General features: G+C 72.4%; 24 protein-coding genes. 12 read left to right on the plus strand and 12 right to left on the minus strand.

The genetic code is table 11. From position 1 onward, the window contains the following. Positions 1 to 18 precede the first annotated feature (18 nt). Complete coding sequence (locus HGAM_RS08350; protein WP_019145029.1) at positions 19 to 372, plus strand: DUF2200 domain-containing protein; 354 nt, start codon at positions 19 to 21, stop codon at positions 370 to 372. 1 nt (position 373) lies between these two features. On the opposite strand, the gene HGAM_RS08355 is transcribed toward HGAM_RS08350, so the two are convergent. Genes HGAM_RS08355 through HGAM_RS08370 form a run of 4 tightly spaced genes read right to left on the minus strand, consistent with a single transcriptional unit; the run spans position 374 to position 3,681 of the window. Further along, positions 374 to 709 carry a sec-independent translocase gene (locus tag HGAM_RS08355; RefSeq protein WP_019145030.1) on the minus strand — a complete coding sequence of 112 codons (336 nt, stop codon included), beginning with the start codon at positions 707 to 709 and terminating at the stop codon, positions 374 to 376. A gap of 9 nt (positions 710 to 718) precedes the next feature. Then, on the minus strand, positions 719 to 1,858 hold the full coding sequence (locus HGAM_RS08360; RefSeq protein WP_019145031.1) for an Mrp/NBP35 family ATP-binding protein: 1,140 nt from the start codon (positions 1,856 to 1,858) through the stop codon (positions 719 to 721). Positions 1,859 to 1,916: 58 nt separating this feature from the next. Beyond that, positions 1,917 to 2,420 (minus strand): DUF1003 domain-containing protein, encoded by a 504-nt coding sequence (locus tag HGAM_RS18445; protein WP_019145032.1) that lies wholly within the window; start codon positions 2,418 to 2,420, stop codon positions 1,917 to 1,919. Then, complete coding sequence (locus HGAM_RS08370) at positions 2,413 to 3,681, minus strand: magnesium transporter MgtE N-terminal domain-containing protein (protein WP_038951657.1); 1,269 nt, start codon at positions 3,679 to 3,681, stop codon at positions 2,413 to 2,415. The genes HGAM_RS18445 and HGAM_RS08370 overlap by 8 nt, the downstream gene beginning before the upstream one ends. A gap of 179 nt (positions 3,682 to 3,860) precedes the next feature. On the opposite strand from HGAM_RS08370, the gene HGAM_RS18450 reads away from it, so the two are divergent. Continuing rightward, positions 3,861 to 5,378, plus strand: a complete 1,518-nt coding sequence (locus HGAM_RS18450; RefSeq protein WP_019145034.1) for an OFA family MFS transporter — start codon at positions 3,861 to 3,863, stop codon at positions 5,376 to 5,378. Between the two features lie 60 nt (positions 5,379 to 5,438). On the opposite strand, the gene HGAM_RS08380 is transcribed toward HGAM_RS18450, so the two are convergent. Genes HGAM_RS08380 through HGAM_RS08390 form a run of 3 tightly spaced genes read right to left on the minus strand, consistent with a single transcriptional unit; the run spans position 5,439 to position 9,363 of the window. Continuing rightward, positions 5,439 to 5,867, minus strand: coding sequence for a DUF1810 domain-containing protein (locus HGAM_RS08380; RefSeq protein WP_019145035.1), 429 nt, complete (start codon positions 5,865 to 5,867; stop codon positions 5,439 to 5,441). After that, positions 5,864 to 8,245, minus strand: coding sequence for an FdhF/YdeP family oxidoreductase (locus HGAM_RS08385; protein WP_019145036.1), 2,382 nt, complete (start codon positions 8,243 to 8,245; stop codon positions 5,864 to 5,866). The genes HGAM_RS08380 and HGAM_RS08385 overlap by 4 nt, the downstream gene beginning before the upstream one ends. A gap of 56 nt (positions 8,246 to 8,301) precedes the next feature. Next, positions 8,302 to 9,363 (minus strand): alpha/beta hydrolase, encoded by a 1,062-nt coding sequence (locus HGAM_RS08390; protein WP_019145037.1) that lies wholly within the window; start codon positions 9,361 to 9,363, stop codon positions 8,302 to 8,304. A gap of 158 nt (positions 9,364 to 9,521) precedes the next feature. Between HGAM_RS08390 and HGAM_RS08395 the strand changes: the two genes are divergently transcribed. The 8 genes from HGAM_RS08395 (at position 9,522) to HGAM_RS08430 (ending at position 15,588) form a co-directional block, all read left to right on the plus strand. Next, the gene (locus HGAM_RS08395; RefSeq protein ID WP_019145038.1) at positions 9,522 to 10,400 is read left to right on the plus strand and encodes a DMT family transporter; all 879 of its coding nucleotides are present in this window, start codon (positions 9,522 to 9,524) and stop codon (positions 10,398 to 10,400) included. Positions 10,401 to 10,481: 81 nt separating this feature from the next. After that, complete coding sequence (locus HGAM_RS08400; RefSeq protein WP_038951659.1) at positions 10,482 to 11,672, plus strand: acyl-CoA dehydrogenase family protein; 1,191 nt, start codon at positions 10,482 to 10,484, stop codon at positions 11,670 to 11,672. A 73-nt stretch (positions 11,673 to 11,745) separates the two neighbouring features. After that, positions 11,746 to 12,225, plus strand: a complete 480-nt coding sequence (locus tag HGAM_RS18455; protein WP_019145040.1) for a YflT domain-containing protein — start codon at positions 11,746 to 11,748, stop codon at positions 12,223 to 12,225. A gap of 83 nt (positions 12,226 to 12,308) precedes the next feature. Then, the gene (locus HGAM_RS08410; RefSeq protein ID WP_019145041.1) at positions 12,309 to 13,343 is read left to right on the plus strand and encodes a MaoC family dehydratase; all 1,035 of its coding nucleotides are present in this window, start codon (positions 12,309 to 12,311) and stop codon (positions 13,341 to 13,343) included. Further along, positions 13,340 to 13,933 carry a histidine phosphatase family protein gene (locus tag HGAM_RS08415; RefSeq protein WP_038951660.1) on the plus strand — a complete coding sequence of 198 codons (594 nt, stop codon included), beginning with the start codon at positions 13,340 to 13,342 and terminating at the stop codon, positions 13,931 to 13,933. The genes HGAM_RS08410 and HGAM_RS08415 overlap by 4 nt, the downstream gene beginning before the upstream one ends. 4 nt (positions 13,934 to 13,937) lie before the next feature. Beyond that, positions 13,938 to 14,771, plus strand: a complete 834-nt coding sequence (locus HGAM_RS18460) for a PHP domain-containing protein (protein ID WP_019145043.1) — start codon at positions 13,938 to 13,940, stop codon at positions 14,769 to 14,771. Beyond that, the gene (locus HGAM_RS08425; protein ID WP_019145044.1) at positions 14,768 to 15,217 is read left to right on the plus strand and encodes a DUF4442 domain-containing protein; all 450 of its coding nucleotides are present in this window, start codon (positions 14,768 to 14,770) and stop codon (positions 15,215 to 15,217) included. The genes HGAM_RS18460 and HGAM_RS08425 overlap by 4 nt, the downstream gene beginning before the upstream one ends. Before the next feature lie 35 nt (positions 15,218 to 15,252). After that, positions 15,253 to 15,588 (plus strand): TfoX/Sxy family protein, encoded by a 336-nt coding sequence (locus HGAM_RS08430; protein ID WP_019145045.1) that lies wholly within the window; start codon positions 15,253 to 15,255, stop codon positions 15,586 to 15,588. 40 nt (positions 15,589 to 15,628) lie between these two features. On the opposite strand, the gene HGAM_RS08435 is transcribed toward HGAM_RS08430, so the two are convergent. The 4 genes from HGAM_RS08435 to HGAM_RS08450 all read right to left on the minus strand — a co-directional run bounded on the left by HGAM_RS08435 (position 15,629) and on the right by HGAM_RS08450 (position 18,667). Then, positions 15,629 to 16,327 carry an FAD-binding oxidoreductase gene (locus HGAM_RS08435; RefSeq protein WP_019145046.1) on the minus strand — a complete coding sequence of 233 codons (699 nt, stop codon included), beginning with the start codon at positions 16,325 to 16,327 and terminating at the stop codon, positions 15,629 to 15,631. Next, positions 16,324 to 16,935, minus strand: a complete 612-nt coding sequence (locus HGAM_RS08440) for a sulfite oxidase-like oxidoreductase (protein ID WP_019145047.1) — start codon at positions 16,933 to 16,935, stop codon at positions 16,324 to 16,326. Before HGAM_RS08440 ends, HGAM_RS08435 begins: the two co-directional genes overlap by 4 nt. Positions 16,936 to 17,075: 140 nt before the next feature. Further along, positions 17,076 to 17,915 (minus strand): alpha/beta fold hydrolase, encoded by an 840-nt coding sequence (locus HGAM_RS08445; protein ID WP_019145048.1) that lies wholly within the window; start codon positions 17,913 to 17,915, stop codon positions 17,076 to 17,078. Further along, positions 17,912 to 18,667: an SDR family NAD(P)-dependent oxidoreductase gene (locus HGAM_RS08450; protein WP_019145049.1), complete on the minus strand. Its 756-nt coding sequence runs from the start codon at positions 18,665 to 18,667 to the stop codon at positions 17,912 to 17,914. Before HGAM_RS08450 ends, HGAM_RS08445 begins: the two co-directional genes overlap by 4 nt. A gap of 62 nt (positions 18,668 to 18,729) precedes the next feature. On the opposite strand from HGAM_RS08450, the gene HGAM_RS08455 reads away from it, so the two are divergent. Next, positions 18,730 to 19,500, plus strand: coding sequence for a ParA family protein (locus HGAM_RS08455; RefSeq protein WP_019145050.1), 771 nt, complete (start codon positions 18,730 to 18,732; stop codon positions 19,498 to 19,500). A gap of 60 nt (positions 19,501 to 19,560) precedes the next feature. On the opposite strand, the gene HGAM_RS18465 is transcribed toward HGAM_RS08455, so the two are convergent. Further along, entirely contained in the window at positions 19,561 to 20,979 is a 1,419-nt protein-coding gene (locus tag HGAM_RS18465; protein WP_019145051.1) for a DEAD/DEAH box helicase, read from the minus strand. A 227-nt stretch (positions 20,980 to 21,206) separates the two neighbouring features. Between HGAM_RS18465 and HGAM_RS08465 the strand changes: the two genes are divergently transcribed. Next, complete coding sequence (locus HGAM_RS08465; protein WP_019145052.1) at positions 21,207 to 21,914, plus strand: ferritin-like fold-containing protein; 708 nt, start codon at positions 21,207 to 21,209, stop codon at positions 21,912 to 21,914. Positions 21,915 to 21,978 lie beyond the last annotated feature (64 nt).

Raw genomic sequence — 21,978 nt, forward strand, 5'->3', positions numbered from 1 at the left:
CGGGCCTAGGCTGGCCCCATGGGGCACCGCATCTTCACCACCGCCGTGGCGGACGTCTACCCGCACTACGTCACCAAGGTCGAGCGCAAGGGGCGGACCCGCGACGAGCTGGACGCGGTGACGTGCTGGCTCACCGGCTTCGACCGGGACGAGCTGGAGCAGCACCTGGCGTCGGGCACCACGTTCGAGGACTTCTTCGCCGAAGCCCGCCTGAACCCGGGCGCCGAGCTCATCACCGGCTCGGTCTGCGGGGTGAAGGTCCAGGAGGTCGAGGACCCGCTCATGCGGCGCATCCGCTACCTGGACAAGCTCGTCGACGAGCTCGCCAAGGGCAAGGCGCTGGAGAAGGTGCTCCGCACCCCAGCCGCCTAGGTCAGGTCGCCTCGTCGTCGAACGGGGGACGGGCGCCGACCGGCAGCACCGACGGCAGGGCGACGTCGGGGTTCAGCCGCGGCTTCGTGGGCGACGCGTCGTCGTCCAGGAAGGTGCGGCGCACGACCTCGCGCGGGTCGAGCGAGGCGAGGTCGACGTCGGAGAAGTCCTTGCCCATCTCGCGGCCGAGGTCGTTCTTGGCGTTCTCGGCCATCTGCCGCACCGTGCGGATGCCCCGCGCCGCCTGACGGGCGATCTCGGGCAGCTTGTCCGGACCGAAGATGAGCAGGGCGACCACCATGATGACGGCGATCTCCGCCCACCCCATGCCGAACATGGCTGGAGCCTACAGTCGGCCGGCGGGGGCCAGGCCGAGCTGCATGCCGGCCAGGCCGCGGGTGCGACCGCTGAGCTGGTCGGCCATCTTCTGCAGCTCCTGAGCGGCCGCGGACGTGGGGTCGGAGACCACGATCGGCTCGCCGGTGTCGCCACCGACGCGCAGCTTCTCGTCGAGCGGGACCTTGCCGAGCAGCGGCACGTCGTAGCCGAGCCGCGCGCCGAGGGTCTTGGTGACCTGCTCGGCGCCACCGGAGCCGAAGACCTCCATGCGCTCGCCCGAGGGCAGCTCGAGGTAGCTCATGTTCTCGACGACGCCGACGACGCGCTGGTGCATCATCGAGGCCATCGTGCCGGCGCGCTCGGCGACGGTCGCAGCGGCCTGCTGCGGCGTGGTGACGACGACGACCTCGGCGCCGGGCAGGTGCTGGCCCAGGCTGATCGCCATGTCGCCGGTGCCCGGCGGCAGGTCGAGGAAGAGCGCGTCCAGGTCGCCCCAGTAGACGTCGCTGAGCATCTGGACGAGAGCACGGTCGAGCATCGGGCCGCGCCAGGCGACGACCTGGTCGCGCGCGGGCTTGAGCATGCCGATGCTGATGACCTTCATGCCGTGCAGCGGCACGGGCATGATCATGTCCTCGACCTGCGTGGGACGCGCGTCGCCGGCGCCCAGCATGTCGGGGATCGAGTGGCCGTAGATGTCGGCGTCGACGATGCCGACCTTGAGACCGCTGCGCGCCATGGCCAGCGCGAGGTTGACCGTCACCGAGGACTTGCCGACGCCGCCCTTGCCGGAGGCGATGGCGTACACCTTGGTCAGGTTGCCCGGCTGGGCGAAGGGGATGTCGCGCTGGGTGACGCCGCCGCGCAGCACCTCCTGGAGGTTCTTGCGCTGCTCCTCGTTCATGACGCCCATGTCGACCGTCACCTGCGCGTCCGGCGCGACCTTGACGACCGCGTTGGTCGTGTCGCGGGTCAGCGTGTCCTTGAGCGGGCAGCCGGCGACCGTCAGCAGCAGCTTGACCGTGATGCTGGAACCGTCGATGAGGACGTCGTCGACCATCCCGATCTCGGTGATGGGTCGCTTGATCTCCGGGTCGTTGACGGTGGCGAGGGCCTCGAGGACCTGCTCACGGGTGACGGAAGCCATGACGCCCATGGTACGTACCGGCGCGTAACGCCAGCAGGGCAGCGTGCCCTCACCCGGCTCAGCCCTCGGCGGGGTCGTCCTCGCGGCGGCGGTCGAGCTCCTCGACGAGGTCGCGCAGCTCCGAGCGCAGGAAGTCGCGGGTGGCGACCTCGCCCATGCCCAGGCGCAGGCTCGCGACCTCGCGGGCCAGGAACTCCATGTCGGCGTGCGACTGGGCGCTGGCCTGGCGGTCCTGCTCCTGCTGGACGCGGTCGCGGGCCTCCTGGCGGTTCTGCGCCAGCAGGATGAGCGGCGCCGCGTACGAGGCCTGCAGCGACAGCACGAGCGTCAGGAAGATGAACGGGTACTCGTCGAAGCGCGGACGGTCGGGGCCCCCGGGCAGGTTCCACAGCACCCACAGCACGATGAGCACCGTCATGCCGCCGAGGAACCTCGGCGTGCCCATGAAGCGGGCGAACTCCTCGGCGAAGCGGCCGAACGTCTCGCGGCCGCCGCGCGGCCGGGGCAGGCGGCGGCGCGACGGGTCGCGCGGCTGGTCGAGGCGGAATCCGGTCTCAGCCACGGGGCACCGCCCTCGAGGCCAGGCCGTGGGTCTCGCTCTCGCGCCAGCCCTCGGGCAGCAGGTGGTCGAGCACGTCGTCGATGGTCACGACGCCCAGCAGGTGCGCGGCGTCGTCGACCACGGGCAGGGCGACCATGTTGTAGGCCGCGAGCAGGCTCGAGACCTCCTCGAGGCTGCTCTCGGCGCGCGGCCACTCGATGTCGTTGTCGACGACCGCGCCGACGAGCGTCGAGGGAGGCTCGCGCAGCAGCTGCTGGAAGTGCACGACGCCCAGGAAGCGTCCGGTCGGCGTCTCCAGCGGCGGGCGGCACACGTAGACGGTGCTGGCCAGCGCTGGGTGCAGCTCGGGGGCGCGGACGCGGGCGAGGGCCTCGGCGATGGTCGCGTCCGGGGGCAGGACGATCGGCTCGGGCGTCATCATGCCGCCGGCCGTGCGGTCCTCGTAGGTCATGAGCCGGCGGACGTCCTCGGCGTCGTCCTCGTCCATGAGCCCGAGCAGGTGGTTGGCGGTGGCCGCGGGCAGCTCGCCCATGAGGTCGGCGGCGTCGTCGGCGTCCATCTTGCCGAGCACGTCGGCGGCTCGCTCCGGGTGCAGCACGCCGAGGATCTCGACCTGCAGCTTCTCGGGCATCTCCTCGAGGATGTCGGCGAGCCGCTCGTCGGTGAGCTCGGCGGCGATCTCGGTGCGCCGCTTGGGCGTGAGCTCGCGCAGCGCGTTGGCCACGTCGACCGGGCGCATGTCGTCCATCGTGGCCAGCAGGTGCGTGGCGCCCTGGCCGGGCTCCTCGCTGGACAGGCCCGAGACCTCGTCCCACTCGACGACGTGGCTCGCGCCGCGGCGGCCGAAGCGCTTGCCGGCCTCGCGCACGGCCAGCTGGCCGACGTACCAGTCGCGACGGGCGTCCTGCTCCATCGCGACGTCGTAGACGGTGCCGGTGGTGCCGTCGGGCAGCGTGACGGTGCGGTCGAGCAGCTCGCCGAACACGAGCGTCTCGGTGCGGCGCTGCTCGAAGCGGCGCACGTTCAGCAGGCCGGTGGTGATGACCTGGCCGGCGTCCACGGACGTGACGCGGGTGATCGGCAGGAAGACCCGGCGGCGGCCCAGCACCTCGACGACGACGCCGAGCACGCGCGGACGCTGGCGGGCCGAGCGGACGGCGATGACGACGTCGCGCAGCTTCCCGACCTGGTCGCCGGCGGGGTCGAACACGGCCAGGCCCACGAGACGGGAGAGGAAGACTCGTCCTGGCGTGGTGCTCACGAGCAGACCTCCTGCGACGAACGGGCGGACCGGGGTGAGCGGACCAGTCCGCACGGTGCGCTCGCTCCCGGCCCCGACCCTACCGCCGAGGCCGTGGAGCCGCCGCGACCGACGTCCGACGGGCCGAGCGGCGTCGTCCTGCGTAGGTTGAGACGCACGTCACTCCAGGGGGTACATCCATGACGCTCGCCGTGCTCGACCGCGACCGCACGGTCGCCAAGCCCACGTTCAACCGATGGCTCATCCCGCCGGCCGCGCTGGCGGTGCACCTGTGCATCGGCCAGGTGTACGCGACCAGCGTCTACAAGAGCTCGCTGGTCGAGCACTTCGACTCCTCGCTGACCGCGATCGGCTTCATCTTCTCGCTGGCCATCGTCATGCTCGGCGTCTCGGCCGCGGTGTTCGGCACGTGGGTCGACACCGGCGGCCCGCGCCGGGCCATGGCGGCGGCCGCCGCGTGCTGGGCGACCGGGTTCCTGGTCGCGGCCCTGGGCATCGTCAGTGAGCAGCTGTGGCTGGTCTACCTCGGCTACGGCGTCATCGGCGGCATCGGCCTGGGCATCGGGTACATCTCGCCGGTCTCGACGCTGATCAAGTGGTTCCCCGACCGGCCCGGCCTGGCCACCGGCATGGCGATCATGGGCTTCGGCGGCGGCGCGATGATCGCCAGCCCGGCGTCGTCGTGGCTGCTGGAGCGCTACGACAGCGCGTTCGACACCGCCAGCGGGGTCGCGTCCGGCTCGGCCGTCGCGAAGCTGTTCATCACGTTCGCGGTCGTCCACCTGCTCGTCATGTCGTTCGGGGCCTGGCTGATCAAGGTGCCGCCGCCGGGCTGGCGGCCGGCCGGCTTCGACCCGTCGACGGTGAAGCAGAAGTCGCTCGTGACCACCGAGAGCGTCTCGGCCAACAACGCCATCCGCACGCCGCAGTTCTGGTTCCTGTGGGTCGTGCTGTTCTGCAACGTCACCGCCGGCATCGGCATCCTCGAGCAGGCCGCGCCGATGATCCAGGACTTCTTCCGCGAGAACGGCGAGTCGACGGTCGCGGCCGCGTCGGCCGCGGGCTTCGTCGGCGTGCTGTCACTGTGCAACATGGCGGGCCGGTTCGTCTGGTCGTCCACCTCGGACGTCGTGGGGCGCAAGCCGATCTACATGCTCTACCTCGGCGTCGGCGTGGTGCTGTACCTCGTGCTCGCGCTGCAGGGCTCGACGTCGGTCGTGCTGTTCGTCGTGCTGGCCGGCATCATCCTGAGCTTCTACGGCGGCGGCTTCGCCACGGCGCCGGCCTACCTGCGCGACCTGTTCGGCACCTTCCAGGTCGGTGCGATCCACGGCCGGCTGCTGACGGCGTGGTCGGCCGCGGGCATCGCCGGACCGCTCATCGTCAACGGCTTCCTGGACGCGCGCGGCGAGCCGGGCAACCTCCAGGCCGCCGACTACCGGCCGGCGCTGCTGACCATGGCGGCGCTGCTGGCCGTCGGGTTCGTGGCCAACCTGCTGATCCGGCCGGTCGCGGACCGCTTCCACGAGCCCGGCCGCACCGAGCCGACGGCGGCCAGCGCCGACGGCGACGTGGTCGAGGCGCACGACGTGGAGCGGCAGACCCCGCTGCTCGTGCTGGCCTGGGCGGTGGTCGGCATCCCGCTCGGCTACGGCATCTACGAGACGGCGGCCAAGGCGGTCGACCTGTTCGGCTGACGGCCCAGCCACGACGAGCCCGCCCGAGCACTGCTCGGGCGGGCTCGTCGCGTGACGGGGTCAGGCCAGGCTGAGCAGCCGGTCGGTGGCGGCGTCCGGGCACCCGGCGTACCAGCGCTCGAGCACCTGGCCGAACACCGGCTCGTCGGCCGCCGTGCGGGCGAACAGCGTCATCGACGAGTGCAGCTTCTGCGCGTCGACCGGCCCGAGCACGTCCTCGGGTGCCCGGTCGAGGTCGCGGACGATGATCGCCAGCTCGACCAGCCGGGGCCCGAGCACGGGGTGCGCGAGGTACGCCTCGGCCTCCTCGGGCGAGCTGATGGCGTAGCGCATGGACGTCTCGCTGCGGCCGAGCCCGGCCATCTGCGGGAACACGAACCACATCCAGTGCGTGCGCTTGCGCCCGGCGGTCAGCTCGGCGACCACCCGGTCGTGGACGTCGCGGCCCTGGGCGTCGACGAAGCGCTGCAGGTCGAAGGAGTCGGTCACGACAGGTGGGTGGGCTGCGGGTGGGTCTTGTGCGTGTCGTCGGACCGCACCGAGTCCTGCTCGCCGCCGTCGGCGCCGCCGTGCGTGTGCGGGCTGGACGGGGTCAGCCACACGACGACCGACTTGTAGGTCGGCTGGTTGCTCTTGAGCGCGGTGGAGTCCAACGGAACCAGGACGTTCGCCTCGGGGTAGTACGCGCCGATCGTGCCGCGCGGCACGTCGTACTCGACGACGCGGAACCGGTCGGCGCAGCGCTCGACGTCGTCGTCCTCCCAGCGCGTGTGCAGGTCGACGAAGTCGCCCGCGCGCAGGCCGTGCGCCGCGACGTCCTCGCGGTGCATGAAGACCACGTGCCGGCCGCCCTCGATGCCGCGGTAGCGGTCGGAGGTGCCGTAGATGGTGGTGTTGAACTGGTCGTGGCTGCGCATCGTGTGCAGCAGCAGGTGTCCCTCGGGCACGTGCAGCACCTCGATCGGCGACACCTCGAACTCGCCCCGGCCCGACTCGGTCTCGAACGAGCGCGAGTCGCGCGGCGGGTGGGGCAGCAGGAAGCCGCCCTGCTTGCGGCAACGGGCGTTGTAGTCCTCGCAGCCGGCCACGACGCGCGAGATGTGGTCGCGGATGATGTCGTAGTCGTCCTTCATCGACAGCCAGTCGATGCCGTGCCGGTCGGCGCCGCCCTCGGTGTCGGCGAGCGTCGCGGCGGCGATGCCGGCGATGATCGCGACCTCCGAGCGCAGGTGCGGGCTGGCCGGCTCGAGCGGCCCGTGCGAGGCGTGGACGGCGCAGACGGAGTCCTCGACGGTGATGATCTGCTCGCCGGTCGCCTGGACGTCCTTCTCGGTGCGGCCGAGCGTCGGCAGCAGCAGGGCGACGTCGCCGCAGGTCAGGTGCGAGCGGTTGAGCTTCGTCGCGACGTGGACGGTCATCCGGGACCGGCGCATCGCGTCGCGGGTGACGTCGGTGTCGGGGGAGGCCGTGACGAAGTTGCCGCCCAGGCCCATGAAGAACTCGACCTTGCCGTCGCGCAGGCCGCGGATCGTGTCGACGGTGTCGAGACCCTCGTGGCGCGGCGGGTCGAAGCCGAACTCGGCCTGCAGCGAGTCGAGGAACTTCTGCGGCGGACGCTCCCAGATGCCCATCGTGCGGTCGCCCTGCACGTTGGAGTGGCCGCGGACGGGGAACAGCCCGGCACCCTTCTTGCCCAGGTCGCCGCGGGCGAAGGCGAGGTTGGCGATCTCCTTCACGGTGGCGACGGCGTTGCGGTGCTGCGTGATGCCCATGGCCCAGCACCAGACGGTGGCCTTCGACGCGGCCAGCAACCGGGCCGCCTCGGTGATCTGGTCGCGGGTCAGCTCGGTGACCTGCTCGACCTGCGCCCAGTCGACCTGGCGCACGTGCTCGGCCCAGTCCTGGAACCCGGTGGTGTGGGCGTCGATGAAGTCGTGGTCGAGCGCGTCCCACTCGACGATCAGCGAGCCGATGGCCTGGAGCAGCGCCAGGTCGCCGTTGGGCTTGACCGGCAGGTGCAGGTCGGCGATGTCGGTGCCGCGACCCACGACGCCGCGCGGCTTCTGCGGGTTGCGGAAGTTCACCAGCCCGGCCTCGCGCAGCGGGTTGATCGCGATGATCTTCGCGCCCCGGCGCTTGGCCACCTCCAGCGCGGAGAGCATCCGCGGGTGGTTGGTGCCCGGGTTCTGCCCGGCGATGATGATCAGCTCGGCGTTGTAGACGTCGCTGATCGTGACGCTGGCCTTGCCGATGCCGATCGACTCCTGCAGCGCGATGCTCGTGGACTCGTGGCACATGTTCGAGCAGTCGGGCAGGTTGTTGGTGCCGTAGGCCCGCACGAACAGCTGGTACAGGAACGCGGCCTCGTTGGACGCGCGTCCGGACGTGTAGAAGGAGGCCATGTCCGGCGACGGCAGGCTGCGCAGCGTGGCGGCGATCTCGCGGAACGCCTCGTCCCACGAGATCGGCTCGTAGTGCGTGCCGCCGGAGCGCTTGACCATCGGGTGGGTGAGGCGACCCTGGCGCTCGAGCCACATGTCGTCGTGCTGCTCGAGGTCGGCGATGCTGTGCTGCGCGAAGAAGTCGGGCGTCGCCCGTTCGGTGTCGCCCTCCCAGGCCACCGCCTTGGCGCCGTTCTCGCAGAACTCCGCGGTGTGGCGGTCCTTGGGGGCCGGGTCGGGCCAGGCGCAGCTCATGCAGTCGAAGCCGTCGGCCTGGTTGAGCTTCAGCAGGGTCTGCGCGGAGCGCTTCGGCCCCATGAGGGACAGCGAACGCTCCATCGCCACCCGCACGCCGGTCACGCCCGCCGCGGCGTCCTTCGGCTCGTGGACCTCCAGCTGGGACTCGTCGATGCGGTCGTCGCTCAAGAAAATCGCCTCCTGCCGCCCACGCTAACGCGGGCGCCGGGTCGGCGCGTCCCGAGTCAGCCGGCCTGCGGCACGACGGCCGGACGGACTCGCGCGGCGGCGCGGGACGCGGCCGGCCGGCGGGCCAGGGCGTGCACGAACTCGCCGATCTCGTGCAGCGCGAGCCGGGCCTCGGGCAGGAACGCGGCCATCTGGAAGACGTGCACCTGGCCGTCCCAGACCTGCAGCGTCACCGGCACGCCGGCCGCGGAGAGCCGGTTGGCCATCAGCTCGGCGTCGGCCAGGACGACCTCGCGGGAGCCGACCTGCAGCAGCACCGGCGGCATGTCGTCCACGCGCATGTCCACGGGGGAGAACCGCGGTGCGGTGGTCTTGAGCCGCGTGTCGACGTGGTCGGCCAGGTCGATGAGCCGGGCGATCGCCGCGGCGGAGAACGTGTGGCAGGTACGGGCGTTGGGGTGCGCGAGCTTGCGCGTGGGGTCGAGGTCGAGCAGCGGCGACAGCCCGACCACGCCCGCCGGGGTGCCCCAGCCGGCGTCGATCGCGGCGCGGGCCACGCAGAAGGCGAGGTAGCCGCCGGCCGAGTCGCCGACGAGCGTGACGTCCTCGGTGCGGACGCCCTGCTCGCGCAGCCAGCCGAGGGCGGCGACGCAGTGCGAGACGGAGTCGGCGATCGAGTGCCGCGGCATCTGCCCGTAGGCGACGCTCAGCACGGGCTGGTCGGTGCGGCTGGACAGGCGCGAGACGAGCCCGCGGTGCGTGGTCAGGCCGCACGACAGGAAGCCGCCGCCGTGCAGGTAGAGCACGACCCGGCTGCCCGGCTCCGCGGACGGCACGCCGTCGCCGCGCACCCACTCGCCGTGGCACTCGGGCAGGTCGACCCGGGCGCAGCGGGTGCCGGCGGGCACGGGGAGCAGCCGGGCGCCGTGCTCGAGGACGTTGGGCGGGACGACGCGGAACGGGGTGAGCGCCCAGGCGTCCAGCAGCGGGCGGACGGTGGTGCGCAGGCCGAGACCGAGCGCGCGCGAGCGGAGGCTGCGTCCGACGACGACGTCCTGCTCGGCGGCCACCTGCAGGTGGGCCGGGCGCGTGCCGGGACGGCGGGTGCGGCTGCGCATCTCGTCCTCCTCGTGACGTGGGCCACGTCCGGGCCACGGTAGACCCGTCACGGGCGCGGTGCCCGTCGAACGATGACATCGACCGTGTCGCGCGTCACATGAGCGGTCCGCGGCGGGGTCGTGCCGGACGTCCGCGCGCCGGGCCGCACACTGGGGCGGTGAACGTGCTGCTCGCCATGCTCGGCGTCGCCGGGGTCTCGCTGTCCGGACCGATCATGGCGGCCACCGCCGCGCCGGCCATGGCCATCGCGTTCTGGCGCACCGCCCTGGCGACCGCGGCGCTCGGCCCGTTCGCGCTGACCCGCAGCCGGGGCGAGCTGCGCGCGCTGGACGCCCGAGGCTGGCGCACGACCGCCTTCGCCGGGCTCATGCTGGCGCTGCACTTCGCCACCTGGATCACGGCGCTGACGCTCACGTCCGTCGCGGCGGCCACGGCGCTCGTCGCGACGCAGCTGGTGTGGGTGGTGCTGATCGAGCGGCTGCGCGGGACGCCCGTCGCGCGTCCGGTGGCTTTGGGCTCGGCGGTGGCCATCGCGGGGGTGCTGGTGGTGTCGGGCGTCGACCTCAGCGTCTCGCCCGAGGCGCTGCTCGGCGACGTGTGCGCGCTGCTCGGCGGGATGTTCGCCGCGCTCTACCTCGTGGCGGGGGAGTCGGTCCGGCGCTCGCTGTCGACCACGGCCTACACCTTCGTCTGCTACGGCATCTGCGCCGTCGCGCTGGCCGTCGCGTGCGCGGCCGGGCTGGTGCCGCTCGTCGGGTTCGACGCCGAGGACTGGCTGCTCATCGTCGCCGTCACGGTCGTCGCGCAGCTGGGCGGGCACTCGATCTTCAACCACCTGCTCGCGGTCATGAGCCCCACCGTCGTCTCGCTGTTCATCCTGCTCGAGGTGCCGGGCGCCGCCCTGCTCGCCGCGCTGCTGCTCGGCCAGGCCCCGGCCTGGGGCGTGTACGCCGGCCTGGCGCTCATGCTCGCCGGGCTCGCCGTCGTCACGCTGGCCCGCCGCCCCGCGCCGGCCGAGGTACCGCTCGCCGAGTGATGTGACCTGAGCCGCACGGCGACGGAGGTTAACTGGCGGTAACCTGCCGGAGCACCGACCCCTCAGACAGCGGAGGCCCTCGTGGGACGCCTTGTGAGCACCGACGGACTGACCGACATCCAGCAGGAGATCCTCAAGACCGTCCGACAGTTCGTCGACAAGGAGATCATCCCCGTCGCCACCGAGCTGGAGCACAAGGACGAGTACCCGACCGAGATCGTCGAGGGGCTCAAGGAGCTCGGCATCTTCGGCCTCATGATCCCCGAGGAGTACGGCGGCCTCGGCGAGTCGCTGCTGACCTACGCGCTCGTGGTCGAGGAGATCGCGCGTGGCTGGATGAGCGTCTCGGGCGTCATCAACACGCACTTCATCGTCGCCTACATGCTCAAGCAGCACGGCACGGAGGAGCAGAAGAAGAGGTACCTGCCCAAGATGGCCACCGGCGAGGTGCGCGGCGCGTTCTCGATGTCCGAGCCGTCGCTGGGCTCGGACGTCTCGGCGATCTCGACCAAGGCCACCAGGACCGACGACGGCTACGAGATCACCGGCCAGAAGATGTGGCTGACCAACGGCGGCTCGTCCAACCTCGTCGCGGTGCTGTGCAAGACCGACGAGGGCGCCGACAGCGTCTACAAGAATATGACGACGTTCCTGGTCGAGAAGGAGCCCGGCTTCGGCGAGACGGCCCAGGGCGTCACGGTGCCCGGCAAGATCGACAAGATGGGCTACAAGGGCATCGACACCACCGAGATGATCCTGGAGAAGCACCGGATCAGCGCGGACCAGGTGCTCGGCGGCGAGCCCGGCAAGGGCTTCTACCAGATGATGGACGGCGTCGAGGTCGGCCGCGTGAACGTCGGCGCCCGCGCCGTCGGCATCGCCAACCGCGCCTTCGAGCTCGGCATCGCCTACGCCCAGCAGCGCGAGACCTTCGGCAAGCCGATCGCCCAGCACCAGGCCATCCTGTTCCGCCTGGCCGAGATGGCCACCAAGGTCGAGGCGGCGCACACGATGGTCGTCCGCGCCGCCCGGCTCAAGGACGCCGGCGAGCGCATGGACGTCGAGGCCGGCATGGCCAAGATGCTCGCCTCCGAGTACTGCAACGAGGTCGTCGAGGCGTCCTTCCGCATCCACGGCGGCTACGGCTACTCCAAGGAGTATGAGATCGAGCGGCTGTACCGCGAGGCGGCCTTCATGCTGATCGGCGAGGGCACGTCGGACATCCAGAAGATGATCATCGGCCGCAACCTGCTCAAGCAGTACAAGGCCTGACCCGTCCGACGAGGGCCCGGGGGAGCGTGTGCTCCGCCGGGCCCTCGTCGTGCCCCGGGTCTACGGTGGCGCCATGGCTGAGATCTTCTCCCTGCAGTTCCCCCAGTCGCTGGGGACGTTCGAGAACTACGCCGACGCGCAGAAGGCCGTCGACCACCTGGCCGACCACGACTTCCCGGTCGAGAACGTGCTGGTCGTCGGCACCGACCTCAAGCAGGTCGAGCGCATCACGGGTCGCCTCACCTGGGGCCGGGTCATCCTGGCCGGCATCGCGTCCGGCGTGTGGCTGGGCGTGTTCGTCGGTCTGCTGCTGGGCCTGTTCGCGGAGCCGGGCAGCTGGTTCGCCACGGTGCTCAGCGCCGCCGCGTTCGGTGCCGTGTTCGGCGCGGTCTGGGCGGCGATCGGGTACGCGTTCACCCGCGGCCGGCGCGACTTCAGCTCGGTGCAGCAGATCCGCCCGTCGCGCTACGAGGTGCTGGTCGAGCACAAGCACCTGACCCGGGCCCAGGAGCTGCTCGTGCAGCTGCCGGGCTACCGCGCCAGCGAGTTCTGACCCCGTGTGGGGTGGTCCACACGCCGCGCGGGGTGCCGGTGCGCCAGGATGACGAGGGCACACCCGCGAGCGTGAGGACATCCATGGGCAAGACGAACCCGGGCAACTTCTTCGAGGACTTCACCGTCGGCCAGGTGATCGAGCACGCCACGCCGCGCACGATCACCGAGGGCGACCGGGCGCTGTACGGCGCGCTCTACCCGACCCGGTTCGCGATCCCGTCGTCCGCGCCGTTCGCCGCCTCGGTGGGCCTGTCGCCCGCGCCGGTCGAGGAGCTGCTCGCCTTCCACGTCGCGTTCGGCAAGACCGTCCCGGACGTCTCGCTCAACGCCGTGGCGAACCTGGGCTACGCCGAGTGCCGCTTCCACCGCCCGGTCGTGCCCGGCGACACGTTGAGCACGCGCTCGGAGGTCATCGGGCTCAAGCAGAACAGCAACGGACGCACCGGCGTCGTGTACGTCCGCTCGACGGCCACCAACCAGCGCGGCGAGGTCGCCCTGGACTGGGCGCGCTGGGTCATGGTGCACAAGCGCGACCAGGACGCCCCGGCGCCCGAGACGGTCGTGCCCGACCTCGCGAAGGTCGTCGACCCGGCCGACCTCGTGCTGCCCGAGGGCCTGGACTTCACCGGCTACGACGTCGCCGCCGCCGGCGAGCCGCACCGCCTGGGCGACTACGAGGTCGGCGAGAAGATCGACCACGTCGACGGCGTGACCCTCACCGACGCCGAGCACATGATGGCGACCCGGCTGTGGCAGAACACGGCCAAGGTCCACTTCGACGTCCAGGCCCGGCCCGACGGACGCCGCCTGGTCTACGGCGGCCACGTCATCTCGCTGGCCCGTGCGCTGTCGTTCAACGGGCTGGCCAACGCCCAGCTGGTCGCGGCGATCAACGGCGGCTCGCACGCCGCGCCCGCGTACGCCGGCGACACGATCCACGCCTGGTCCGAGGTGCTCGACGTCGCCGAGACGTCCGCGCCCGGCGTGGGCGCCCTGCGGCTGCGGCTCGTGGCCACCAAGGGCCGCGACGAGTCGATGACGCTGCGCGGCGACGACGGCAAGTACGCCGATGGCGTCCTGCTCGACCTCGACCTGTGGGCCCTGGTGCCGCGATGAGCGCGGAGATCTGGCTCGTCCGCCACGGCGAGACCGAGTGGAGCTCGGCCGGCAAGCACACGTCGGTGACCGACCTCGACCTCACCGAGGAGGGGGTGGAGGTCGCCGGCGCGCTGCGTCCGGCGCTCGCGCTGGTCGACTTCGACCACGTGCACTCCAGCCCGCGCCTGCGCGCGCGGCGCACGGCCGAGCTCGCCGGGTTCCCGGACCCGCAGGTCGACGACGACCTGGTCGAGTGGGCCTACGGCGACTACGAGGGCATCACGACCCCGCAGATCCGTGAGCACGACCCGGGCTGGACGGTGTGGGACGGCGTGACGCCGAACGGCGAGACCCCGGTGCAGGTGGCCGAGCGGCTCGACCGCGTCGTCGACCGGGCCGTGCGCGAGGGCGGGCGGACGCTCGTGTTCGGGCACAGCCACTCGCTGCGCGTGCTGGCCGCCCGCTGGCTCGGCCTGACGCCGCAGCGGGGCCGGCACTTCTTCCTGAGCACCGCCACGATCTCGGTGCTGGGCGAGGACCGGGGCGAGCGTGTCGTCCGGCACTGGAACGTCTCGCCCGACCAGGCGCGCCCGGGCTCGCTAGCCTGAGTCCGTGCGCATCGACCTCCACACGCATTCGGACCGCTCCGACGGGACGGACTCGCCGACCGAGCTGGTCGAGAACGCGGCGCGAGCCGGCCTCGACGTGGTGGCGCTGACCGACCACGACGCCACCGTCGGGTGGGACGAGGCCCAGGCCGCCGCCGACCGGGTCGGCGTCCGGCTGGTCCGGGGCCTGGAGATCTCCACCCAGCTGCAGGGCAAGAGCGTCCACCTGCTCGGCTACGAGGTCGACCCGACGCACGGGCCGCTGCTGGCCGAGCTGCAGCGCGTCCTCGACGGACGCGACAACCGGCTGCCGCTCATCCTGGAGCGGCTCGGCGCGCTCGGCATCGACGTCACCGTCGAGGACGTGGCCCGCTGGTCGGGCAACGCCGCGGCGTCCGGACGTCCGCACGTGGCCGACGCCCTGGTCGAGAAGGGTGTCGTCGCCAACCGCGACGAGGCGTTCGACCGGCTGCTCAAGCCCGGCCGGCCGGCGTACGTCGACCGCTACGCCGCCCCGCTGCACGAGGCCGTCCGGCTGGTCCGTGACGCCGGCGGCGTCGCCGTCGTGGCCCACCCGTGGTCGCGCGGGTCGGACCGGGTGATGACCCCGGACGCGATCGCCGAGCTCGCCGACCTCGGCCTGGGCGGTCTCGAGGTCGACCACAACGACCACAGCGAGGAGCAGCGCGTCCGGCTGCGGTCCCTCGCCGCCGACCTCGACCTCGCGGTCACCGGGTCCAGCGACTACCACGGCACCGGCAAGATCGGCTTCCCGCTGGGCTGCCACACGACCGATCCCGAGCAGCTGCAGCGCCTGCTGCCCGGCGTGCTCGCGTGAGGCTCAGCGCGAACCAGCAGCGCCTGGTCATGAACCTGTGGCCGACCTACCGCTTCGCCGGCATCCGCATCGAGCGCATCGCCCCGGACTGGACCGAGGTCGACGTCCGGCTGCGGGTGCGCGGGCTGAACCGGAACGCCGTCGGCACCGCGTTCGGTGGCTCCCTGTTCGCCATGGGCGACCCGTTCCTCATGCTCATGGCGATGAAGCAGCTCGGCCCCGAGTACGTGGTGTGGGACAAGCAGGCCGCGATCGAGTTCGTGCGGCCCGGACGCGGCACGGTGCGCGGCCACTTCGCGCTCGGCGCGGACGACGTCGACCTGATGCGCAAGGCGACCGCCGACGGCGACAAGCACCTGCCGTGGTTCGAGGACGTCCTGACCGACGAGTCCGGCGAGGTCGTCGCCCGGCTGCGCCGCCAGCTGTACGTCCGCCGCAAGCGCTGACCCCGGCTGTCCCCGGCCGGGTGCACCCTGGGGGCATGACCTACGACCTCGAGCTCGCCGAGCGGGTGCGCCAGCTCGTCTGCTTCGAGCCGGGCACGTCCGAGAAGGCGATGTTCGGCGGGCTCGCGTTCCTGGTGAACGGGCACATGGCGGTCGCGGTGAGCGGTCAGGGCGGCCTCATGCTCCGCGTGCCGCCCGACCACACCGACGAGGTGACGGTGCTGCCGCACGCCGGCCCGATGGTCATGAGCGGTCGTCCGGCCCGGGGCTGGGTCCGGGTCGACGCGGCGGGGTGCGAGGACGACGCCGAGCTGGAGACCTGGGTGGCCCGCGGCCTCGACCACGCCCGCAGCCTCCCACCGAAGGAGTAGGCGCTGGCGCCGGGGCACGAGCGCCGCCGGGGCGTGACCGTCAGCCGGTGACGCCGAACTGCTCGACCCGGATCGCGTCCGCGCGCATGCCCGACTCCTGCAGCAGCCGCGTCGCGTAGGTGGCGAACCCGGGCGAGCCGCAGACGTACGCGACGTCGGCCTTCTCCACGAGCGGCGCGACCTCGTCCGGGTACGGCGGGGAGGCCACGCGGTCGCCGAGGTTCTCGCGGGTGAGCGCGGTGAACGCGCCGTTGCGGTTCAGCTCGGCGAAGTACGGCAGCTGGGTGCGGGTGCGGCCGACGGCGACGACGCTCAGCCGGTCGTCCTGGCCGGTGCGCCGCGCGTACCGCTGCATCGCGACGAACGGCACGACGCCGGTGCCGCCGCCCACGCAGATCGCCCGCTCCTCGCCGTCCCAGACGAAGTAGCCGCCGATGGGGCCGCGCAGCTCCAGCACGTCGCCGATCTCCGCGACGTCGTGCAGGTGCCCCGACACCTCGCCGCCGGGCATGAGCTCGATCGCCAGCTCCAGCAGCGGGTCGTCGGGGTCGGACGCGACCGAGTACGAGCGCTGCGCGGTGTAGTCGTCGGGCGCGCGCAGGCGGACGACGTAGTGCTGGCCGGGCAGGTGGTCGGTGCGGTCCTCGACGTGCAGGCGCAGCCGGACCAGCCGCTCGCTGGGCTGGTCCTTCTCGATGATGCGGCCGGTCGTCCAGCCGCCGGTGGGCGGAGTGCTCACGGGTCTCCCTGGTAGCGCTGCTCGAGCCACGGGTCGCCGCGGTCGTGGTAGCCGTTGCGCTCCCAGAAGCCGGGCTGGTCCCTGGCCATCAGCTCCAGCCGGGTGACCCACTTGGCCGACTTCCAGAAGTACAGGTGCGGGACGACGAGCCGCGCCGGGCCGCCGTGGTCGGGCGTCAGCGGCTTGCCGTCGGCCTCCCAGGCCACCCACGCCTTGCCACCGGTGACGTCCTCGAGCGGCAGGTTGGTGGTGTAGCCGGTGGTCGAGTGGGCCATGACGTACGCGGCCTCGGGCAGCGGGCCGGCTGCCTCGAGCAGGGTGTCGACGCTGACGCCGGCGAAGCTCATGTCGAGCCGCGACCACGTGGTGACGCAGTGGATGTCGCCCAGGTAGGTCGAGGGCGGCAGCTCGTGCGCCTCGTCCCAGGTCCAGGTCGTCGGACGCTCGACGAGGCCGTCGACGGTGATCGTCCACGCCTTCGGGTCCAGGTGCGGGGTGACCTCGGCGGTCAGCGTGGGCCACGACGAACCGGTGTCGTACTGGCCGGGCGGCAGGCGGTCGGGCCGCTCGGGGCGGCGCCGGCCGATGAAGCCTCGGGTCACGGGCATGGGCCCAGCCTAGGACCGTCCCCCGACCAGCTCACCCCAGCCCCGCGTTGCCGAGATGTGTGAAGGAATCGACCACGTTCCGTCCCGAGGTGGTTCATTCCTTCACACTTCGCGGCGGAGCCGGGGGCGGGTGAGGTCCGTCAGTGGTCGGCGAGGAAGGGGAGCCAGGCCGCGGCCAAGGCCTCGGGGTTCTCGATCGCGGGGGAGTGGGCGCTGTCGGGCACGACGTGCACCTGCGTGCCGTAGCGGCGGGCCATCTCGTCCTGGACGTCGAACGGCCACGCGTCGTCGTCGGCCCCGCGGGCCACGAAGACCGGCAGGCCGGACTTCTGCGCCGCCTCGACCAGGTCGGGCGCCTCGAGCAGGTGGACGGTCATGGCCCGCAGCGACGCGACGGCGTTCGAGACGAACTTGCGCCGGGTGAACTCCTCGACGTCGGCGGGCTGCTCGTCGCGTCCGCGCGCGGCCTGCAGCTGGCCGTAGACCTCCTCGAGCGAGTCGCGGTCGAGCACCTCGACGAGGTGCGACAGCGGACGCTGCGGGTCCTCGCCCAGCGCGCCCGGGCCGGTGCACAGCAGCGTGAGCGAGCGCCAGGCCTCGGGCTGGGCCGCGGCCGCGGTCTGGGCGACGAGCCCGCCGAACGAGTGGCCCAGCAGGTGCACGGGGCCCGCACCGGCCGACTCGGCGACCGCGACGGCGTCCTCGGCGAACCCGGCCAGCGTGTAGTCGTCCTCGGGCAGGCCGGTGGTCTCCAGCTGGCCGCGCTGGTCGTAGGCGGTGGCGCTGAAGCCGGCCGCGCGCAGCAGCGGCAGCAGCGGCGCGAAGTCCTCCTTGCTACCGGTCCAGCCGGGCACGAGGACGACGTGCGCGGTCGGGACGTCCTCGGGCTCGGTGGCCAGGGCGGCGAACGTGCCGCGCGAGGTGGCGAGCGAGACCGGGACGACGTGCTCGGGCAGGCGGAGCGTGCGCGGCGTGCTCATCGGCCCCGCCTCGCGGCCCGCGCCACCAGCGGCGCCGGCGCGTGCCGGGCGAGCGCGCCGAGCACCTTGTAGCGCAGCGACGGCACCGAGACCGGTTTGCCCTTGTCGAGGTCGTCCAGCGAGGCGCGCACGACCTTGGGGGCCTTGAGCCACATCCAGCGCGGCACGGTGCTGACGTCCGCGCCCATGCGCTGGTGGAACTCGGTGCGCACGAAGCCGGGGCACACCGCGGTGACCTGCAGGCCGGCGTCGGCGTACTGCCAGCTCATCCAGCGCGTCAGGTTCAGCAGCCACGCCTTGTGCGCGGAGTAGGCGCCCCGCGGCGTCCAGGCCGCGACGCTGCAGACGTTGAGGATCTGGCCGCGCCCGCGTCCGGTCATCGCCTTGATCGCGGCGTCGCTCAGGTGCATGGGGGCGCGGACGAGCAGGTCGAGCTGACGGTCCTCGTCGGCGACGTCGGTGGTGCCGAACCAGCCGGCCAGCGAGGCGCCGGCGTTGTTGACCAGCAGGTCGACCGGGCGGGCGTTGGAGCGCACCAGGCCGGCGGCGAGGTCGATGCCCTCGGACGTCGCGAGGTCGGCCGCCTGCACGTCGACCTCGACCCGGTGGTCGCGGCGGAGCTCGGCGGCGAGGGCGTCCAGCCGGGCCTGGTCGCGTGACACGAGCACGAGGTCGTAGCCCCGACGGGCCAGCTCGAGGGCGTACGCACGGCCGAGGCCGGCCGTGGGACCGGTGACGAGAGCACGGGGCATGCGCTCAGCATGCCACGGCGAGACTCGCCCAGGAGGGCGCCCGTCGGTGGCATGCTGGGGCCATGACGACGACGCTGGCCGTGGCCAACCAGAAGGGCGGCGTCGGCAAGACCACGACGGTCGCCTCGCTGGGCATCGCGCTCGTCGAGCGGGGCCTGCGGGTGCTGCTGGTCGACCTGGACCCGCAGGGCGGGCTCACCTTCTCGCTCGGCATCGACCCCGAGGACGTCGAGCTCACCGCGGGCGATGTCATGCTCGGCCGGCGCCCGGTCACCGACGCCCTGGTGGTCACCGACGAGGGCGTCCACCTGCTGCCGTCCAGCATCGCGATGACCCGCGCCGAGGAGCAGCTGGTCGGCCGCACGGGCCGCGAGCGCCGGCTCTCGGTCGCGCTCGACACCGTCGCCGCCGACTACGACTGGATCCTGGTCGACTGCCCGCCGACCCTCGGCGTGCTGACCGTCGGCGCGCTCGCCGCCGCCGACGAGGTGCTGGTGCCGCTGCAGTGCGAGACGCTCTCGCACCGCGGCGTCGGCCAGCTGCTCGACACCATCCACGACGTCCAGCAGCTGCTCAACCCGCGGCTGCACGTGCTCGGCGTCCTGCCGACGGCCTACGACGGACGCACCCGGCACGCCCGCGCCGTGCTCGAGACGATCGGCGAGACGTACGGCCTGGACGTGCTGGAGCCGGCCATCCCCAAGTCGGTGCGCTTCGCCGAGGCCCCGGCCATCGGCCGCTCGGTGCTCGGCACCGCGCCGCGGCACAAGGGCGCCGAGGCGTACCGCGCGGTCGCGGCCCGGCTCGTGGACCGCGCGCCGGCGACCGTCTGACCCCTTGACGCAGCGAGCCCCCGGACCGTGACGGTCCGGGGGCTCGCTCGCGTGCGGGTGCTACTCGGCCGAGGTGGCCTCGCCGCCGGTGGGCTGCTGGCCGCCCTCGAGCGGCGCGCCGCTGCGGGTGCGACGGCGACGCCGGCGACGGGCGCTCGTGCTGGTGCCCTCGCCGGACGGCTTGTCGCTCGCCTCGGCGCTCTCGGCGGCCTCGGCGCGCGGGGCGTCGCTGCGCTCTCCCTGCGGACGTCCGCCGCCGGAGCGACCACGGCCGCCGTCGCGACCGCCGTTGCCGCGGCCGCTGGAGCGTCCGCCCCGGTCGCCCTCGGTCTTGGGCTTGGGCTCACGCGGGGGAGCAGGCTTGAGCCGGCCCTTGGTGCCCGCGGGGATGCCCTGGTCGTGGAACAGGTGCTCGGACGTGGAGTAGGTCTCCTGCGGCTCGTCGAACGGCAGGTCCAGCTCCTTGTTGATCAGCTTCCAGCGCTGGATGTCGGCCCAGTCGACGAAGGTGATCGCGATGCCCGTGGCGCCGGCGCGGCCGGTACGGCCGATGCGGTGCACGTAGGTCTTGTGGTCCTCGGGGCACGTGTAGTTGATGACGTGCGTGACGTCCGCGACGTCGATGCCGCGCGCCGCCACGTCGGTGGCCACGAGGATGTCGACGCCGCCGTCGCGGAACTTCGTCAGGGCCTTCTCGCGGGCGCCCTGCGCCATGTCGCCGTGCAGCGGCGAGCACGGGAAGCCGCGCTCGGCCAGGTCGTCGGCGACGCGCTGCGCGGAGCGCTTCGTGCGCGTGAAGATGATGACCTTGCCGACGTTCTCGGCCTGCAGGATGCGGGCGACGACCTCGGGCTTGTCCATCTCGTGCGCCTGGTAGACGAACTGCGCCGTCGCGGGAACCGTCTGGTTCTCCTCGGTCGACTCGGCGCGGATGTTCATCGGGTGGCGCATGTGCTTGCGGGCCAGCGAGACGATCGCGCCCGGCATCGTGGCCGAGAACAGCAGCGTCTGACGCAGCTCGGGGGTCTTGGCCAGGATCGACTCGACGTCGGGCAGGAAGCCCAGGTCGAGCATCTCGTCGGCCTCGTCCAGCACGATCGACTTCACGTGCGACAGGTCGAGGTGGCCGCGGTTGGCCAGGTCGAGCACGCGGCCGGGGGTGCCGACGACGATCTCGACGCCGCGCTCCAGCGCCTCGAGCTGCGGCTCGTACGGCACGCCGCCGTAGATGACGAGGTTGCGGGTGCCGCGCTTGGCCGACGCCGTCTCGACGTCCTTGAACACCTGGATGGTGAGCTCGCGCGTGGGCGTGATGATGAGCGCCTGCGGCTTGCCGGGGGCGGCGAGCTGCTCGAAGTCGGGGTCGTGCGGGGCGACGGTGCGCTGGATGACGGGGATCGCGAAGGCGAAGGTCTTGCCGGTGCCGGTACGGGCCTGGCCGATGAGGTCGGTGCCCATGAGGGCCACCGAGAGGGTCATCTCCTGGATGGGGAAGGGCTTCTCGATGCCCTTCTCGGCGAGCGCGTCGGCGATCTCGGGCAGGACGCCCAGGTCTCGGAACGTGGTGATGGCTCTACTCGAATTCTTGAGGAGTTCAGGATGTGTTCGAGGCCATGCTACGCGCGGAGGCCGGAAACCCGGGCCTCGACGCCCCGGACGGGTCCGCACGGACGCGTCCGAGGCGCGGCTCTCGGTACGCTGCGGCCATGGCTCTCTCGAAGCGTGACGCGTCCGGCAAGGGCTCCGCCCTGGACGACCCGACGTACCGCAGCGGCGTCGTCGAGCTGCTCAGCCTGCTGGCCTACGGCGAGATCAGCGCCGTCGAGCAGCTCGCCCAGGACGGCCGCATGGCGCCCGACCTGCGGAGCCGGGTCGAGGTCGCCGCGCTCGCCGCCGCCGAGTTCGACCACTTCCAGCAGCTGCGCGACCGGCTCGTCGAGATGGGCGTCGACCCGTACGAGTCGATGAAGCCGTTCGAGGCGATCTTCCAGCGCTACCACGCCAAGACCCAGCCGTCGGACTACTACGAGAGCCTGCTCAAGGCGTACGTCGGCGACGGCCTGGCCTCGGACTTCTACCGCGAGGTCGCGGCGTTCCTGGAGACGTCCACGCGCGACCTGGTCGTGTCCACGCTCAGCGGCACCGCCCACTCGCAGTTCGTCGTCGACACCGTCCGCGCGGGCATCGAGCAGGACCCGAAGATCGCCGGACGCCTCGCGCTGTGGTCGCGCCGGCTCATGGGCGAGGCGCTCAGCCAGGCCCAGACCGTGGTGGCCGAGCGGGACGCGCTCGCCGCCGTGCTGGTCGGCGGCGTCGACGTGCCCGGCATGGACCTGGCCGCGATCGGCCGGATGTTCGCGCGCATCACCGAGGCCCACACCAAGCGCATGGAGCGCCTCGGTCTCGCCGCCTAGGCCGCAGACGACACGAGCCTGCCGGGAGCGGTGCTCCCAGCAGGCTCGTGCTGCGTCGATGGGG

It is taken from the genome of Aeromicrobium massiliense JC14, assembly GCF_000312105.1.
Classification (GTDB): domain Bacteria; phylum Actinomycetota; class Actinomycetes; order Propionibacteriales; family Nocardioidaceae; genus Aeromicrobium; species Aeromicrobium massiliense.

What these genes read in the sequence shown, in the direction of transcription:
- HGAM_RS08390 (WP_019145037.1), bottom strand. Translation starts at nt 9,363, where the DNA reads ATGCGCAGCCGCACCCGCCGTCCCGGCACGCGCCCGGCCCACCTGCAG.
- HGAM_RS08445 (WP_019145048.1), bottom strand. Translation starts at nt 17,915, where the DNA reads ATGAGCACGCCGCGCACGCTCCGCCTGCCCGAGCACGTCGTCCCGGTC.
- HGAM_RS08415 (WP_038951660.1), top strand. Translation starts at nt 13,340, where the DNA reads ATGAGCGCGGAGATCTGGCTCGTCCGCCACGGCGAGACCGAGTGGAGC.
- HGAM_RS08355 (WP_019145030.1), bottom strand. Translation starts at nt 709, where the DNA reads ATGTTCGGCATGGGGTGGGCGGAGATCGCCGTCATCATGGTGGTCGCC.
- HGAM_RS18450 (WP_019145034.1), top strand. Translation starts at nt 3,861, where the DNA reads ATGACGCTCGCCGTGCTCGACCGCGACCGCACGGTCGCCAAGCCCACG.
- HGAM_RS08465 (WP_019145052.1), top strand. Translation starts at nt 21,207, where the DNA reads ATGGCTCTCTCGAAGCGTGACGCGTCCGGCAAGGGCTCCGCCCTGGAC.
- HGAM_RS08440 (WP_019145047.1), bottom strand. Translation starts at nt 16,935, where the DNA reads ATGCCCGTGACCCGAGGCTTCATCGGCCGGCGCCGCCCCGAGCGGCCC.
- HGAM_RS08410 (WP_019145041.1), top strand. Translation starts at nt 12,309, where the DNA reads ATGGGCAAGACGAACCCGGGCAACTTCTTCGAGGACTTCACCGTCGGC.
- HGAM_RS08455 (WP_019145050.1), top strand. Translation starts at nt 18,730, where the DNA reads ATGACGACGACGCTGGCCGTGGCCAACCAGAAGGGCGGCGTCGGCAAG.
- HGAM_RS08360 (WP_019145031.1), bottom strand. Translation starts at nt 1,858, where the DNA reads ATGGCTTCCGTCACCCGTGAGCAGGTCCTCGAGGCCCTCGCCACCGTC.
- HGAM_RS18465 (WP_019145051.1), bottom strand. Translation starts at nt 20,979, where the DNA reads ATGACCCTCTCGGTGGCCCTCATGGGCACCGACCTCATCGGCCAGGCC.
- HGAM_RS18455 (WP_019145040.1), top strand. Translation starts at nt 11,746, where the DNA reads ATGGCTGAGATCTTCTCCCTGCAGTTCCCCCAGTCGCTGGGGACGTTC.
- HGAM_RS08450 (WP_019145049.1), bottom strand. Translation starts at nt 18,667, where the DNA reads ATGCCCCGTGCTCTCGTCACCGGTCCCACGGCCGGCCTCGGCCGTGCG.
- HGAM_RS08430 (WP_019145045.1), top strand. Translation starts at nt 15,253, where the DNA reads ATGACCTACGACCTCGAGCTCGCCGAGCGGGTGCGCCAGCTCGTCTGC.
- HGAM_RS08350 (WP_019145029.1), top strand. Translation starts at nt 19, where the DNA reads ATGGGGCACCGCATCTTCACCACCGCCGTGGCGGACGTCTACCCGCAC.